This window comes from Micromonospora vinacea (assembly GCF_015751785.1).
Taxonomy (GTDB): domain Bacteria; phylum Actinomycetota; class Actinomycetes; order Mycobacteriales; family Micromonosporaceae; genus Micromonospora; species Micromonospora vinacea.
This window is the reverse complement of sequence record NZ_JADOTY010000001.1, coordinates 5,378,987-5,394,204: the sequence shown is the minus strand read 5'-3', so window position 1 is coordinate 5,394,204 and position 15,218 is coordinate 5,378,987. Positions and strand designations below refer to the sequence as shown.

Below are 15,218 nucleotides of genomic sequence, written 5' to 3'. Positions count from 1 at the left end.
CCAAACCGCCCACACGGACACGCGACCTACGGCGCCAATCCACCCCTCACCGGCGTGATCCACTCGGGCTCACGGAAGTCGGGGCATCCCGGACGCCAGGACACCCCGACTTCATGAAACGCGACTCGATCAGCAATGCGCTGACCGCATCACCAAGCGCAAAACGGACAACCTTCGGGGCGATGACGGCCAGGCTGGCGCGGCTTGAGCAACGCGTTGGGATAGACCTGAGCGACACGGGCTCTGGTGGGCGTTACCCTGACACCATGCAGGCCGTCTCCCCCACCGCGACCGGCGTGGCTTTCCTGGCCCGCCCGGGTCGCCCTGCTGTGGTGGCGCGGACGCTCGCTGAGCTGGCCGGCCCCACGCGAGGTGTGGTGGAGCTCCCGGTACGGCTGATGTGGAACGCCGAGCGCACCTTCGACCTCGGCGACCCTGATCAACTGCTCTGGATGTACGAGAACGTGCTTCGCGAGACCACCCGGGCCGACGATCTGCGCGCTCTGATCAACGGACGGACGCTGCGTCGGGTGTGGCGGCTGCTCAACCTGCCTCGGGGCGTACGCCAGGCGTGGGAGAGCCGGCACCGCGGCCTGCGCGCGGCGTGATCCAACCTCATCTGCACGACTTCTACCGGGAGGTGGCCCGGGTGGCGCTGGCCGCCGCCGGGCCGTACCGGTTCGTGCTGGGTGGTGGGGTGGCGTGGGCGGCACACGGGCTGGTCGCCCGACCGACGGAGGACGTCGACCTTTTCGCGGACGTGGAGGGTGCCGCGGCGGCGGCGTCCGCCGGGGTGCGCGTGGCCCTGGAGCGGGCCGGGTTTCTCGTCAGCGACGCCGACCCGGACAGTGAGCTGGCCGAACTGTTCGACGGGTACGAGCAGGACATGAAGGACTTCGTGGTGAGCCGCGACGGGCGGCAGATCCGGCTCAGCCTCGCCCGGTTGGACCGCCAGCAGAGCCCGGTGGTGATGGACCTCGGCCCGGTGATGGACGTCCGTGACCTGGTAGCCAACAAGATCGCGGCGTTGGTGAACCGGCGGGAGGTCCGCGACTTCATCGACGTGGCCGCGGCGCTCGACCACTACGACGTGACCGAGTTGTTGGTGCTGGCACGGCAGGTCGACCCCGCGTTGGACCCGGACGACGTGCGCGCCGCCGGCCGTTACCTGGATCGGCTCTCCGACCAGCGCTTCGGCCGGTACGGTCTGGGCGCCGCCGACGTCGCCGAGATCCGGAAACGCTTCGCCGCCTGGCCACGCTGACCGGGTGGGCATCTCGGCGGACGCCCACCCGGCGACGGATCACTTGGTCGGTCGACCGCCCGTGACCCCCAGGATCTCGCCCGTCACGTAGCTGGATTCCTGCGAGGCGAAGAAGACGTACGCGGGCGCCAGCTCAGCCGGCTGCCCGGGACGCCCCTCCGGGGTGTCGGTGCCGAACTGCTTCACCTTCTCCTCCGGCATGGTGGACGGGATCAGCGGCGTCCAGACCGGGCCCGGCGCGACCGCGTTGACCCGGATGCCCTGCTCGGCCAGGTCTGCGGCGAGGGCCTTGGTGAAGTTGGCGATGCCCGCCTTCGTGGTGGCGTAGTCCAGCAGCTGCGGCGACGGGTCGAACGCCTGGATCGACGACGTGTTGATGATCGCCGACCCTTCGGCCAGGTGCGGGATGGCGGCCTTGCAGAGCCAGAACATTGCGTACAGGTTGGTCTTGAACACCCGGTCGAACTGCTCGGTGCTGATGCCGAGGATCCCCTTGTCCTGCGACATCTGGTACGCCGCGTTGTTGACCAGGATGTCGAGGCCGCCCAGGTCCCGCACCGCCCGATCGACCAACTCCTGGCAGTGCGCCTCGTCGGTGATGTCACCGCGTACCGCGACGCCCTTCCGGCCGGCGGCCTCGACGAGCCGGATCGTCTCGCGGGCGTCGGCGTCCTCCTCCTCGCCGAGGTAGGAGATGAGCACGTCCGCGCCCTCCCGGGCGAAGGCGATCGCGACCGCCCGGCCGATCCCCGAGTCACCGCCGGTGATCAGCGCCCGCTTGCCGTCGAGCTTGCCGCTGCCCCGGTACGACTCTTCCCCGTGGTCCGGCTTCGGGGTCATCTCCCGGGTCGAGCCGGGCGCTGACTGCTGCTGGGCGGGCTGACCGGACTGCTGGCCGTACTGGCTGGTCGGGTCCTGCTGGGTGTGCTGGTCCTCGCTCACTGAAATCTCCTCGCTGCGCGCGGGAAGCGGGGCTCTCCCGCGAATGTCGTCAGTGTCCGCCCTACCCTGCGGCGGCCTGCGGAAACCGCTGCAACAGCCGGGGCTGGCGTGGCGGGAGCGACCGGTGCTGGTTATGGTGCGCAAGGCGCTCACGAGGCGCGTCCACCCCCATGGAAAGGCACGTCATGACCTCTCCCTCCGGCCCGTCGCGCCGCCAGGTGCTCGTCGCCGCGGCGGCCGCGGCGACCGCTCCGCTGATCGCCGCCGCGCCCGCGCAGGCGGCCGGCGCGGCCCGGCCGCGCACCTGGGACCTCACCCTCCTGGGCACGTCGGACACGCACGGCAACGTCTACAACTGGGATTACTACCGCGACGCCGAGTACGACGACAGCAAGCAGAACGACATCGGCGTCGCGAAGCTGGCGACTCTGATCAACCAGATCCGCCGGGAGCGGCGCGGCAAGGCAACGCTGGTGCTCGACGCCGGCGACACGATCCAGGGCACGCCGCTGGCCACGTACTACGCCAAGCAGGAGCCGATCACCGCCACCGGGGAGAAGCACCCGATGGCCCGGGCGATGAACGTCATCGACTACGACGCGGTGACGCTGGGCAACCACGAGTTCAACTACGGTCTGCCGTTGCTGGACCTGTGGATTCGTCAGCTCGGCTTCCCGGCGCTCGCCGCGAACGCCGTCAACGCGAAGACCGGCAAGCCGGCCTTCCTGCCGTACGTCATCAAGAAGGTCTCCCTCGGTTTCGCCGCGCCGACCCTGCGGGTCGGCATCCTGGGGTTGACCAACCCCGGGGTGGCCATCTGGGACAAGGGCAACGTCGAGGGCAAGCTGCGCTTCGACGACATGATCGCGACCGCCGCGAAGTGGGTGCCGATCATGCGGGCCCGCGGCGCGGACCTCGTGCTGATCTCGGCACACGGCGGGGACAGCGGCACCTCCAGCTACGGCCCCGAGCTGCCGAACGAGAACCCGGTGGCGCTGATCGCCCAGCAGGTGCCGGGGATCGACGCGATTCTCTTCGGTCACGCGCACAACGAGGTGGTCGAGCGGTTCGTCACCAACGAGCGCACCGGCACGCAGGTGCTGCTCTCCGAGCCGTCGAAGTGGGGCCAGCGGCTCACCCGGATGGACTTCACCCTCTCCCGTGAGCGTGGCCGGTGGACGATCACCAAGAAGGCCGCCACCATGCTGAACACCAACACGGTGGTCGAGGACCCGAAGGTGCTCGCCGCCGTGCGGGCCCAGCACCAGAAGACCATCGCGTACGTGAACCAGGTGGTGGCCCAGGCCACCGTCGAGATGTCCACAGTGGAATCCAGGTACAAGGACACTCCCATCCTGGACTTCATCAACCACGTCCAGGCGGAGACCGTCACGAAGGCGCTGGCCGGCACGCAGTACGCCGACCTGCCGGTGCTGTCCCAGGCCTCGCCGTTCAGCCGTACCGCGGTCTTCCCCGCCGGGGACGTGAAGATCCGTGACATCGCAGGGCTCTACGTCTTCGACAACACGCTCGAGGCGGTCGTGCTCAGCGGCGCGGAGGTGCGCACCTACCTGGAGTACTCGGCGAAGTACTTCCGGACCCTCGCCCCGGGCGCCCCGGTCGACCCGGAGCAGATCAGCGACTCGCCGGCGGTGCCGGACTACAACTACGACGTGATCTCCGGCCTGGACTACGACATCGACATCTCCAAGCCGGTCGGGCAGCGGATCACCCGCCTGGTGCTGGCCGGCACCGACACTCCGGTGGCGGACAACGCGCAGTTCGTGATGGCGGTGAACAACTACCGGCGCAGCGGCGGTGGCAACTTCCCCGGCATCGTGAAGACCCAGGTCTACAACGCGCAGCAGGAGATCCGCCAGCTGCTCATCGACTGGGCTCAGGCCAAGGGGACGATCGACCCGGCCGACTTCTTCCAGCAGAACTGGCGACTGGTACGCGAGGGCGTGCCGGTCTTCTGATCGCACACCGTCGACGGGCCGTGGGTGGCGACACCCGCGGCCCGTCGCGCGTTCTCAGCCCTGCACGTTCCAGCGGATCGGGTCCTCGGACTCCTCCGGCCGGTCGCGCCCGGGATCGGTTTCGGTCAGGGCCACCCGCTCGTCGGGACGGACGGCGGGCGGCAACTCCCCGAACCGCGCGTGGCGCAGAAACGCGTACTCGTCGTCGGTGAACGGCTGCTCGGTCATCAGCGCCTCCTCCTGCTCCGCCCTGATTGTCCTGCGGCCGGATCGGTCGGCGCCAGTAGCCGCCCGCACACCCTGTAAGGCGTCCTAGGATCCTGGGTGAGCGGTGGTGGCCTGGAGCGATGGCTGGGACAACCGGTCGAGCACCGCGAGAGCGGCCCGGATGGGGCGACGGCGGAGCATCTCGTCGAAGCTCGCCCGCCCCTGGCAGAACTGCACGAACATCCGCCAGCCCGGCGGGGTCGCCAACAGGGCGTGGAACACGTCCGGACGGCGGGTGAACACGTCGAGCAGCCGGAACCCCGCCCGCATCTCCGGCAGCAGACGCTCTGCCACCGCCCGCTCGTACCCGGCCAGATCACCACCCGCGACCGCCGCCCCGGCCAACTCCCCGGAGCGCAACGCGAAGCTGATGCCCTCCCGGCTCCACGGCTCCAGCAGCCCCGCCGCATCGCCCACGACCAGCACCCGGCCGTTGCGCAACGGTGAATCCTCCGCGCGGCAACGGGTCAAGTGACCGGAGTCGTGCTCCGCCGGCAACCCGGTCAGACCCAACCGGTCGACGAACCGTCGCAGGTACTCGCGGGTCCCCTCCCCCGCACCCCGACCGGCGATCACGCCGACGGTCAGCCGGTCACCCTTGGGAAAGACCCAGGCGTACGAGCCCGGCATGTCGCCCCAGTCCAGCAGCAGCCGACCCCGCCACCGCTCCTGCTCGGCGGGCGGCACCGGAATCTCCAACTCCAGACCCAGATCCACCTGCCGGTACCGCACCCCGACGTGCCGGCCGGTCACCCCCGACGAACCGTCCGCCCCGATCACGGCACGAGCCGCGATCGTCGTACCGTCGGCCAGCCGCAGGCGTACCCCCTCGGGGTCCTGCTCGATCGCGCGGACCGCGACCCGCTCCCGCAGCTGCGCGCCGGCGGCGACCGCCGCCGCGCGCAGCCGGTCGTCGAACTCCTCCCGGCGCACCATCGTCACCACCGGGCTGTCGTTGCGGCGGGTGAACTCCCGACGGCCGTCGCGGGTGAACGTCACCCGGTCCACCCGGTCGTGCGCGGGCACCTCGATCCGATCCTGGACGGCCGCCAGCGAGGTGCCGATCAGACCACCGCCACAGGTCTTGTACCGCGGGTGCACGGCTCGCTCGACAACCAGGGTGGAGACGCCCGCACGGGCAGCGGCGTGCGCCGCGGACAGCCCCGCGGGGCCAGCGCCGACGACGACGAGATCCCAAACGATCACGGAAGCAGCCTAGGGCACCGCCCCGCGGCGACCGCCGGACCCGCCCGCCGCCGCGACCGCCCGATCGGGTGTGCATCTTCGGGCACCGAGGGGGTAACCGGCGCACGGCAACCGCCACCGCAGTGGCGGACGAGCAGAGGAGGAACCATGCAGCAGGTGCAACTGTCGGAGGCCGAGCAACGGGTGTACCAGGCGGTCACCACCCTTGAGGCACGCGGGCAGGTGCCCTACCCGGACCTGATCGCCGAGGAGTCCGGGCTGACCGCGGAGCAGGTGGGCAGTCCCCTGCACCTGCTCACCGAGAAGGGCCTGCTGCACCGCGAGGATTCACCGATGGCCGGCCTCGACTTCGGTCCCCGGTTCTGCGCCCGCCAAATGGCGTGACCGACGGAACCAGCCGGCACGGTTCGCCCCCCGAAGACCCGGGTAGCGGTCAACCATGGATGACCGAGGGTCGACGGGGGGCACGATGAGCGCGGCGCAGACGCCGCAGCCGGTGACCGCGGCCGAGAACCGACGCCGCTGGCAGGCCGTCGGCGTCGGGCTTGTCGCCGCGTTCATGACGCTGCTCGACGTGAGCATCGTCAACGTCGCCGTGCCGTCGATCGACCGGGCGCTGCACGCGTCGTCGAGCGACCTGCAGTGGATCCTCTCCGGGTACGCGCTCACCTTCGGCCTGGCGCTGGTGCCCGCCGGCCGCTTCGGTGACGCCCGCGGCCGGCGCAACGCGTTCGTCTTCGGCATCGCGCTGTTCACCATCACCAGCGCGCTCGCCGGCCTCGCCACCTCCCCGACCTGGCTGGTCATCGCCCGTCTGCTGCAGGGCGCTGCCGCCGGCATCGTCAACCCGCAGGTCATCGGGCTGATCCAGCAACTGTTCCGCGGGCCCGAACGGGCCCGCCCGTTCGGGCTGCTCGGCGCCACCATCGGCATCTCCACCGCCGTCGGGCCGCTGCTCGGCGGGCTGCTCATCGCCATCGGCGGCGAGGAACACGGGTGGCGCTGGGTCTTCTTCGTCAACGTGCCCGTCGGTGTCCTCGCGGTGATCCTCGGCTGGCGGCTGCTGCCCGGCCGCCCCACCGGTCAACCCGGCTGGCACCGACTCGACCCCTTCGGCGTCCTGCTGCTCGGCGTCGGAGTGGTCCTCGTCCTGCTGCCACTCGTGCAGGAGCAGCAGTGGCGGACCCCCTGGAAGTGGGCGCTCATCCCGGTCGGCCTGGCGGTGCTGGTCGCCTTCGGGCTCTGGGAGCGACGGTACGCACGTCAGCACCAGCCCCTGTTCGACCTTCGACTGTTCAGCTTCCAGTCGTACACCCTGGGCTCGATCCTGGCGCTCGTCTACTTCGGCGGCTTCACCGCGATCTTCTTCATCTTCACCCTGTTCCTGCAGATGGGCGTCGGCTACAGTGCGCTCGTCGCCGGCCTGGCCATCACCCCCTTCGCCCTGGGCTCGGCGGCCGCCGCCGTACTCGGTGGCCGCATCGTCAACCGCTTCGGCCGACCACTGGTCGCCATCGGACTGCTCACCGTGGTGATCGGGCTGGCCGCCACGGTGATCGCACTACGCCTCTTCCCGGACGCCCCGGCGCCCTGGGTCACCGCCGGCCCGCTGCTCATCGCCGGCATCGGCAGCGGGCTGGTGATCGCCCCCAACCAGACGATCACCCTCTCCGAGGTGCCGGTCGGGCAGGCGGGTAGCGGCGCGGGCATGCTCCAGACCGGTCAGCGGATCGGTGCCGCCGCCGGTATCGCCGCCGTCGGCTCGCTGTTCTTCTCGACGCTGGCCGACAGTCGCGGTGACTGGACCACCGCCTTCGAACAGTCCCTCATGCTGGCCACCGGCATCATCGCGCTCGCGCTGATCACCGCGCTGATCGATATCTGGCGGAGCCACAACCACAAAACCTGACCGGGGTACGCCGCTGGCCGGCACCCCGGGTTGCGGGTGCCGGCCAGCGGTCGGTGTGGTGCTGTGGTCTTGCCGTGCGGTGGTGTGGGTCAGCTGTTCCAGTGCTGGGCGACCAGGTCGGTGGCCTGCTGCTCCCACTGGGCGTACGCGTCCGGGTACGCGGAGACCTGGACGGTCTGCGCGGCGTCGGTCAGGGCCATGTCCTGCCACCCGTCGACCTGCTTCAGACCCTTCAGGAACGCAGTCGTCGAGTACTCGGGGTTGGTGATCTGCTCCGGGGTGCCCCAACCACTGGAGGGGCGCTGCTGGAACAGGCCCAGCGAGTCATGGTCATTCATATCGCCGAGGTGGCCGAGGTTCTCCAGCTTCGACTCCTGCAGGCTCGTCGCGATCGAGATGACCGCGGCCCGCTCCGGGAGACCGGCCTTCTTCGTGGCGGCGATGATCGCCTTGACGTTGGCGGTCTGCTCATCATTCAGGCCGATGTGGGACTGCTCGCCCTGCGGCTTCGGCGCCTGCACGGCCACGGCGACGGGCTTGGCATCCACCGGGGTGGCGGCGTGGGCGGCGATCGGACCGGCGAACACACCACCGGCGAACGCGAGACCAGCAACAGACAACATGCTCTTACGGAAAATCGTGTTCATGAGGGGTAGCTCCTTCGGGGGTAGGAACACCCGCACCACCAACAGGGGGCGGCGGCAGGGTGTGAGCACCTCGTCCGGCGCTGCAACAAACAAAGGGGAAAAGTCTGGGGGGTGACGCCCTGTCGGGCGTCAGGTCGGCGACCTCGCGAGCCGGAGGGCTCGTGGCGCCGGGACCCTGTGTAACGACCGGGGGGCCGGGGTCATTCCGGGGTGGCCCATCCATCGGCGCACCCTTGTGGTGGCGGCGCCTGCGGCCGTTCGTGGGGACTGCAACGACCCGGGGGCCGGGGTGATTCCGGGGTGGCCCACCTGCCGGCACCCTCATCGTGGCGGTGCCCGCGGTCGTTCGTGGGGACTCTAACGACCGGGCGGAGGCCGGCATTCCAACCTGCGCCACCAGCCCCGTCGGGCGGGGCGGCGGGCCGGGTGGTGCTGCGATCGTCAGGGTATGCAACGACCCCGACCCGGCCATGATTCCAGCCCACCGGTACACCCGGTCACAACCCACAAGCACCCACCATCGGACAGACCGCCCACACAGTGCCGGACGTACGGCGTCGAATCGCCCCTCACCGGGTGATCCACTCGGGTTCACGGAAGTCGGGGTGTCCCGGACTCCCCGACACCCCGACGTCATGAAACGCGAGTCGATCACCATTGGGCTGACCGCATAAAACCTGCAAAACGGACAGGCTGGCGCCCGTCGGAGTGTTCCGACGGGCGCCAGCTTCAGTGCGATCCGGGCACAGCCCGATGGTGTGGATTAGAGCGCCGCACCACCGAAGCGCTGGCGGCGACGCCAGGCCAGGGTCAGCAGCAGCATGACCGCTCCGGCGCCGACCAGGCCGCCGCCGAGCTTCATGGGCGTGCCGAGGCTGTCACCCGTGACGGGCAGCGGCTGCTTCTTGTGCAGCACCCGCAGCTCGGTGGAGGCGGTACGGCCGGACTCCCGGCCCGTGGCGGTGAAGGTCAGCAGACCCGTCACCGACGGCTTGTAGTGCTTGGTGAAGCGGCCCTGGCCGTCGGTGTAGGCCGTGAAGTGCAAGGGCGCGCTCGCCTGGTAGGCCACCGGAGCCATGGCCACGGTGCTGCCGTCGCTGCGGCGAGCCGGAGCCGCACCGCCAGCCGGGGCGGCGAACGGGGTGACCGTCACGGTGATGTCGACGGTCTCGTTCGGGCCGAAGTTGGTACCGGTCAGCACGACCGTCTCGCCGAGGTAGATCGTCGGACGGTTGACGGTCAACGACGCGGTGGTCGGCGGGTACGGCGGCGGTTGCGGCGGGTCGGTGGTCGCGCTGGGCGTCGGCTGCGGCTGTGCCGCCCCCGCTGCCGTCGGCACGGCCACCACGGCCAGGCCGACCGTGAGCGCCATGATGATGCGGGATAGCCGCATGATTGGTTCCCTCCTACTGATCACAGCTTGGTGCGGAATGAACTTGGGTGGTCCAGGGGCTAGCGGTGGGGGTCAGCCACAGCTCGGCCTGCCCGACGCCGGTCTTGGCCGTCAGCACCGTGACTTCCAGCGCCTTCTCGGCACCGGGGCCGATGTCGACGCTGGCCGTCGCCACCTGGCGGCGGCGTTCGGTGCCGCTGCCGAGCGCCGTTTCGGCCCCGTCCAGTCGGGCCTCGAGCACCGCTCCACCTGCCGGGCTGAAGATCGACACCAACGTGCGGGCGGTGTACGGATCGCCAGCCAGACCGAGGCCGAGAACGGATTCGCTAAGTCCGGACTTCGGTGCAGTTGAGCGCAGGGTCACCCGCAGCCGGAGCTCACGGCGGCCGTCCGACCGGCATTCGCCGACCGTCAGGTTCGCCGTCGGCCGCAGGTAGTAGCCGAGCTTCGCGCCGCTGCCGTCGTTGAGGAACACGCCGACAGTCGGCACGGTGTCCTGTTCCGGAAGCGTCCCGGCCATCCGGCTCTCGCCGAATGTCCGCTGTTCCTCAGGTCGGGCACTCCAGAACAATATCCGGCGTTCGGTGATAGCACGGTCAAATGCGGACAACAACACCCGTGGGTTGACATTCTTCTTGAAGAAGGTGTCGAACACCGAGGCGGCCGACGCCGCGAAGAAGTCGTCCTGCTGTTTGACGTCGAGGCGCTGGTAGCTGTCGTTGAGCAGGGTCTGCACGACCTTCTCGCTGGCGAGCGGGACACCGCCGGGCACCAGCACCGGACCGGTCGCCTTGAGCAGGTAGGACAGCACCACCGGGTCGACGGCGAGCACCCCGTCGACTGTGGTGCCGGTCTTGCGGCGGAACATCTCGCGGTACAGCGTCGCGGCGGTCGGGAAGTGCGGGGAGAGGTTGACGTCGGCGGGATAGATGCCGGGCAGGTCCGTCCAGAGGGCTCGGGTTTCGGCGGGCACCTTCACCGCCGGGGTGAACCGGCCGAGCGAGGCACTGCTGCCCTGCTTACCCATCTTCACCTTGCCGTTCTCCGCCTCGATCATCGCGTACGCGCCGAACATGCCGCCGGTGGCGCGCAGCTCGGCGAGGTTCTGCGAGACGAGTAGGTAGCGGCGTGGGCCGTTCGCGCCGAGCAGCGGCGGGAGCAGGCGGGCTCCCTGGTCGGCGGCCGTGGTGAGGCTGGCCAATCGGTCGATCTCGTCGCGCAGGTCGGTCAGCGCCTGCCGGATCTGGCTGACCAGGCTGTCGGCTGGCACCGCCGCCAGGTTCTGGCGGGTACGTTGCACCGACTCGTGGACCCCGGTCAGCTGCGTGGAGACGGCGGCGAGTCGGGCGAGGTCCACCCGGCCGCCGGACGGCACCAGGCTGGCCAGGTCCGTCCGGAGCAGGGTCGGGAACGCATGTCGGGCCAGTTCGTCGATGGCCACGGCGATCTGCGCGACGGCGTCGAGGTCGTCGCCGGCGAGCGGCGTACGTCGTCCGAGTTGCCAACTCGGGTCGGCCGTCGCCGTGCGGGCAGCGCCGGCCTGCTCCTGGAGGGCGGCGAGCGTCCGCAGGGCACGGTCGGTGTCCCCACCGACGATCTGGGCGCTCAGCTCTCGGGCCAGGCCAGCGGCATTGAGCAGGTGGTTGCGCGCCTGCCAGCCGCGGAAGCCGATCCACCCGCCGGTCGTCAGCAGCAGCGAGCCGACCACCAGGGCGCCAAGGAGGGCCCGTCGCAGTCGGGCCCGCCGACGACGCCGGGACCGGCTCCGCCGCCGGATCGGTCGTTCACTCACCGTCACACCACACTCCCGTTCGCGGAATCGGACAGAAGGTCGATTTCCCTGACGTTCTTAGCACGCCTCAGGGAAGTTCGTACCGTTATTGCGATTGTCGTCCTTTTAGCGAGTTTTCTTCGTGGTTCCGTGACGGCTGCGCGACACGCCCGGCCGCCTCGTGCAACAGCCGTTCGATCTGGTCCACGCCGGCCGGCAGCGACATCTCCCGCAGGTACGCGGCCCGCCCCCGCCGACCCATCTCGGTGCGGGTCGGCGGCGGGATGGTGGCGGCCAACCAGAACCGGTCGGCCAGCGCCGCCCAGTCCTCCGGTGGGCAGGACAACCCGGCCCGAGCCCGTTCGACCAGCTCGGCCGTGTCGCCGCCGGCCGACGCGATCACCGGTGCGGCGCAGGAGAGCGCGGCCTGGAGCTTGCCGGGCACCGTGCCGCGCAGCTCCGGAAGGTCACGCACCATGACCAGCTGGTAGTCGGCGGCGGCGTACAGCTCGGGCATGTCCACCGGCGAGCGCCGCTCCAGGAAGCGGACGTTTTCCGCGCCCAACTCGGCGGCGAGCCCCCGCACCCGCCGCTCCGCCGCGCCCGAACCGACCAGGACCAGATCCATCGTCCGGTCCAGCGCCGCCGCCGCCCGGACCGCCGTCTCCAGCCCCTGCCGCGCGCCGATGGTCCCGGCGTGCATCACCACGCACCGACCGTCCCGACGGACCAGCTGGCGGGCCGCCGCGCCGGGCGTCGCCGGGTGGAAGATCCGCTCGTCGGTCCAGTTCAGCACCAGTCGGACCCGGGTCGGGTCGGCGCCGGCGGCGACCACCAGGTCCCGCATCGAGGGCGCGGCGACCGCGATGCGCGCCGCGGTGCGGTAGATCCGCGACATCGCGCTGCCCATCCGCGCCGCCCAGCGCCCCTCGCCGCCCTCATCCGCGCCGTCCCGGGCCCAGACGTCCTGCACGTGCAGCACCGCCGGCACCCGCCCGAGCAACCGGAGCACAGCGGCGGCGGCGAACGTCGTCGCCGGCAGTTGGAAGACGTAGAGCGCGTCCACGTCGCCGAGGAACCGGCGTGCGACCAGCCCCGCGCTGCCGGCGAAGGAGAGGTAGCTGGCCATCCGGCCGCCGACGGAGGCGGCGCCCCCGGGATACCGGGGCACCCGCCGGACGCTCAGGCGTTGGCTGTGCGTCTCGTGGTACCACCGCTGCCGCCAACCGGGATAGACGTGCCCGCCGGGGTAGTCCGGAAAGCCGGTGAGGACCCGTACCTCGTGCCCCCGCGCGGCCAACTCCTCGGCGAGGCTCCCCGGGATGAACGCCGGCTCGGGCGGGAAGTGGTACGAGAGAATGCCGATCTTCACCGGTACGCCCCCGTCCCGGAGGGATCGCCGGCGGCCGGCGCGGCACCACGACCGACGCGTGCCCGGCCCGCGTACGATGCCGACAACCCCTCACCGCACGGCCACCGGCGTCGACGCACCGCCCCCACGGTGCGAGCGCCCGTGTCCGTACCGATGAGAGGGGCACCGATGGCTGATCGCGTGTTGTTCGTCTGCCACGCCAACCTGTGCCGGTCGCCGATGGCCGAGTACCTGGCCCGCCGGCTGCTGGCCGACCGACCCGTCGAGGTGGCCAGCGCCGGCACCGACGCGATCGACGGCCTGGCCATGCACCCGTACGCCATGGAGGTCGCTACCGAGAGCGGCGCGGACCCGGCGGCGTTCCGGACCCGGGGCTTGCGCCCCGAGTACCTGGTCGACGCGACGCTCGTGCTGACCGCGACCCGACGCCAACGCTCGGTCTGCACCGCGTTGGCGCCGGGAGCGCTGCACCGGACATTCACGCTGCGCCAGTTCGGCCGGCTGGCCGCCGCGGCTGAGCCGCCCGCCGACTCGGCCGACGACCCGTTGCGGGCGGCGATCGCCGCCGCCGCCCAGGCCCGGGGACGGCTGCAACCCGCCGCCCCGGACGAGGACGACCTTCGGGACCCGATCGGCGGTACTCCCGCCGACTTCCGACGCTGCGCCGAGGAGATCGAACGGTCGCTGCGACCCCTCGCCGCGCTCATCGGGGCAGCCGGGTGAGTTCCTGGGTGTGGTCGGGGACACCGTTGACCCCGCCGGCGGTCGCGCTGTGCCGGCCGGACGCGGCCCGGTCGGCCGGCACCGACGTCTCGGCGGTCGAGGCGACCACCCGGTAGGCCTCGTACTGGTACGCCTCGGCCTTGGCCACCTTGGCCATGTTCAGCACGCAGCCGAGCAGCCGGACCGAGACCGAGTGCAGCGACCGGGCCGCCGCGGCGACCTGGGTCCGTGAGGTACGGCCCTGCTGGGTCACCAGCAGTGCGCCGTCGGCCTGCACGGCCACCACCACACCGTCGGTCACCGCGAGCAGCGGCGCGGTGTCGATGATCACGATGTCCGCCGACTCCCGCAGCGCCAGCAGCAGGTCCGACATGGCCTTGGAACCGAGCAGCTCGCTCGGGTTCGGCGGGGCCGACCCGCTGGGCAGCACCAGCAACGACTTGTCTCCCCAGCGCTGTACGACGTCGCCCACCTTCACGTCGCCGACGAGCACGTCGGTGAGGCCGACGCCGGCGTCCAGGCCCAGGTAGTCGTCGACCTTCGGGCGGCGCAGGTCGGCGTCGACCAGCAGCACCCTCCAACCCGCCTCGGCCAGCGCGATGGCCAGGTTGCAGGAGAGGGTGGTCTTGCCCTCGCCCTGCAGGGCGCTGGTCACCGCGATGACCCGGGCCGGCTCGTGGACGTCCACGAAGCGCAGGTTGGTCCGCAGCTTGCGGACCGCCTCGGCGCGCGCCGAGGTCGCCGCGTCGCCCACGATCAGCGGGGCGCTGCGGGCGTTGGCCTCGAACGGAATCTCACCGAGCAGCGGGCTGCCAGTGGCGCGTTGCAGGCCGGCCGCGTCGCGCAGTCGGACGTCGGCGACGCCGCGCAGGATCGCCAGACCGATGCCGAGGATCAGGCCGACCAGGCCACCGAGGGTGAGATTGCGGACCGGCTGTGGCGAGACGGGGTCGGCGCTGACCCGCGGACCACTGACCATTTCAATCTTGATGGGCGTCTTGCCCTCCGGCGTCGTCTCCACCTTCTGTACGAGTTCGACGAACTTGTTGGCGAGGCTTTCCGTCACGCGCAACGCGCGGGTCTGGTCGGTGTCGGTGACCGACGCCCGCAGCAGAACGGTGCCCGTCTCGGTGGAGGTGCTCACCCGGCGCTGCACCTCGTCCGCGGTGAGGCCGACCGGGGTCTCGGCCACCACGCTCTGCGCCAGCCGGTCGCTGCTGAGCAGGTCGGCGTACGACTTGACGCGCTGCTGGAGGAAGAGGCCACCCTGATAGGCGTCGGTGACGCCGGTGCTGGGGGTGGTGACGAAGAAGGTCACCGAGGCGACGTAGCGAGGTTGGGCCCGTACGGTCAGGAACGCCGAGACGCCGAGAGCCACCATGACCGTGACCAGCGCGACCCACCAGTGCCGACGCACGTGGCGCAATTGGCGGAGCAGGTCCATCAGGAGCGCCCCCGTGCCGGTCCGGTTACGGCAAAGAACTTCACGAAAACCCCCAAGGTCGTCTCTAAACTCGTGAAACCATTAAAGCGGCTCATACGGCTTATGTCCGGAGTTATCTATTTTCCGGTAGCGAGATCTGCTCCCGCATGACCAACCCGACAAACGTCCATTCGGCTGCGGCGACACCCGGGAAAAGTCCAGGGCCGACCGGATGGCGTCCGATCGGCCCAGCGGTCGCCGACGACCCCGCCGGCGGATAGGGTCGACAACGGTGTGCCGGGAAGTCTGGTCGGCGAGTGGA

At 70.7% G+C, this 15,218-nt stretch carries 14 protein-coding genes; 6 read left to right on the top strand and 8 right to left on the bottom strand.

The window, feature by feature from the left end; all coding sequences use genetic code 11:
* Positions 1–266: 266 nt before the first annotated feature.
* Together IW249_RS25375 and IW249_RS25370 are read left to right on the top strand one after the other, a co-directional pair.
* Entirely contained in the window at positions 267–608 is a 342-nt protein-coding gene (locus IW249_RS25375; RefSeq protein ID WP_091400038.1) for a hypothetical protein, read from the top strand.
* The gene (locus tag IW249_RS25370) at positions 605–1,264 is read left to right on the top strand and encodes a nucleotidyl transferase AbiEii/AbiGii toxin family protein (RefSeq protein ID WP_307788702.1); all 660 of its coding nucleotides are present in this window, start codon (positions 605–607) and stop codon (positions 1,262–1,264) included. Before IW249_RS25375 ends, IW249_RS25370 begins: the two co-directional genes overlap by 4 nt.
* Positions 1,265–1,303: 39 nt before the next feature.
* On the opposite strand, the gene IW249_RS25365 is transcribed toward IW249_RS25370, so the two are convergent.
* The gene (locus IW249_RS25365) at positions 1,304–2,206 is read right to left on the bottom strand and encodes an SDR family oxidoreductase (RefSeq protein WP_196923052.1); all 903 of its coding nucleotides are present in this window, start codon (positions 2,204–2,206) and stop codon (positions 1,304–1,306) included.
* Positions 2,207–2,391: 185 nt separating this feature from the next.
* Here IW249_RS25365 and IW249_RS25360 point away from each other — a divergent pair, with 185 nt between their 5' ends.
* Positions 2,392–4,185 carry a bifunctional metallophosphatase/5'-nucleotidase gene (locus IW249_RS25360; protein WP_196923051.1) on the top strand — a complete coding sequence of 598 codons (1,794 nt, stop codon included), beginning with the start codon at positions 2,392–2,394 and terminating at the stop codon, positions 4,183–4,185.
* Positions 4,186–4,239: 54 nt separating this feature from the next.
* Here the strand turns inward: IW249_RS25360 and IW249_RS25355 are convergent, their stop codons facing one another.
* Both IW249_RS25355 and IW249_RS25350 read right to left on the bottom strand, forming a co-directional pair.
* A complete protein-coding gene (locus IW249_RS25355; protein ID WP_167362358.1) occupies positions 4,240–4,413 on the bottom strand; it encodes a hypothetical protein in 174 nt (57 codons plus the stop codon).
* Positions 4,414–4,497: 84 nt separating this feature from the next.
* Complete coding sequence (locus IW249_RS25350; RefSeq protein ID WP_196923050.1) at positions 4,498–5,658, bottom strand: geranylgeranyl reductase family protein; 1,161 nt, start codon at positions 5,656–5,658, stop codon at positions 4,498–4,500.
* Between the two features lie 147 nt (positions 5,659–5,805).
* Between IW249_RS25350 and IW249_RS25345 the strand changes: the two genes are divergently transcribed.
* Together IW249_RS25345 and IW249_RS25340 are read left to right on the top strand one after the other, a co-directional pair.
* Positions 5,806–6,042 (top strand): hypothetical protein, encoded by a 237-nt coding sequence (locus tag IW249_RS25345; protein WP_091397890.1) that lies wholly within the window; start codon positions 5,806–5,808, stop codon positions 6,040–6,042.
* A gap of 85 nt (positions 6,043–6,127) precedes the next feature.
* On the top strand, positions 6,128–7,567 hold the full coding sequence (locus tag IW249_RS25340; RefSeq protein ID WP_196923049.1) for an MFS transporter: 1,440 nt from the start codon (positions 6,128–6,130) through the stop codon (positions 7,565–7,567).
* An 89-nt stretch (positions 7,568–7,656) separates the two neighbouring features.
* On the opposite strand, the gene IW249_RS25335 is transcribed toward IW249_RS25340, so the two are convergent.
* The 4 genes from IW249_RS25335 to IW249_RS25320 form a co-directional block, all read right to left on the bottom strand.
* Positions 7,657–8,214, bottom strand: a complete 558-nt coding sequence (locus IW249_RS25335) for a hypothetical protein (protein WP_196923048.1) — start codon at positions 8,212–8,214, stop codon at positions 7,657–7,659.
* 763 nt (positions 8,215–8,977) lie between these two features.
* Positions 8,978–9,607 (bottom strand): hypothetical protein, encoded by a 630-nt coding sequence (locus tag IW249_RS25330; protein ID WP_196923047.1) that lies wholly within the window; start codon positions 9,605–9,607, stop codon positions 8,978–8,980.
* A 13-nt stretch (positions 9,608–9,620) separates the two neighbouring features.
* On the bottom strand, positions 9,621–11,399 hold the full coding sequence (locus IW249_RS25325) for a DUF4012 domain-containing protein (protein WP_307788701.1): 1,779 nt from the start codon (positions 11,397–11,399) through the stop codon (positions 9,621–9,623).
* Between the two features lie 85 nt (positions 11,400–11,484).
* Positions 11,485–12,750, bottom strand: coding sequence for a glycosyltransferase family 4 protein (locus IW249_RS25320; RefSeq protein WP_196923045.1), 1,266 nt, complete (start codon positions 12,748–12,750; stop codon positions 11,485–11,487).
* Between the two features lie 168 nt (positions 12,751–12,918).
* Here IW249_RS25320 and IW249_RS25315 point away from each other — a divergent pair, with 168 nt between their 5' ends.
* A complete protein-coding gene (locus tag IW249_RS25315) occupies positions 12,919–13,473 on the top strand; it encodes an arsenate reductase/protein-tyrosine-phosphatase family protein (protein ID WP_196923044.1) in 555 nt (184 codons plus the stop codon).
* Here the strand turns inward: IW249_RS25315 and IW249_RS25310 are convergent.
* Entirely contained in the window at positions 13,454–14,917 is a 1,464-nt protein-coding gene (locus IW249_RS25310) for a tyrosine-protein kinase domain-containing protein (RefSeq protein WP_196923043.1), read from the bottom strand. The two genes, IW249_RS25315 and IW249_RS25310, sit on opposite strands and share 20 nt — an antisense overlap.
* Positions 14,918–15,218 lie beyond the last annotated feature (301 nt).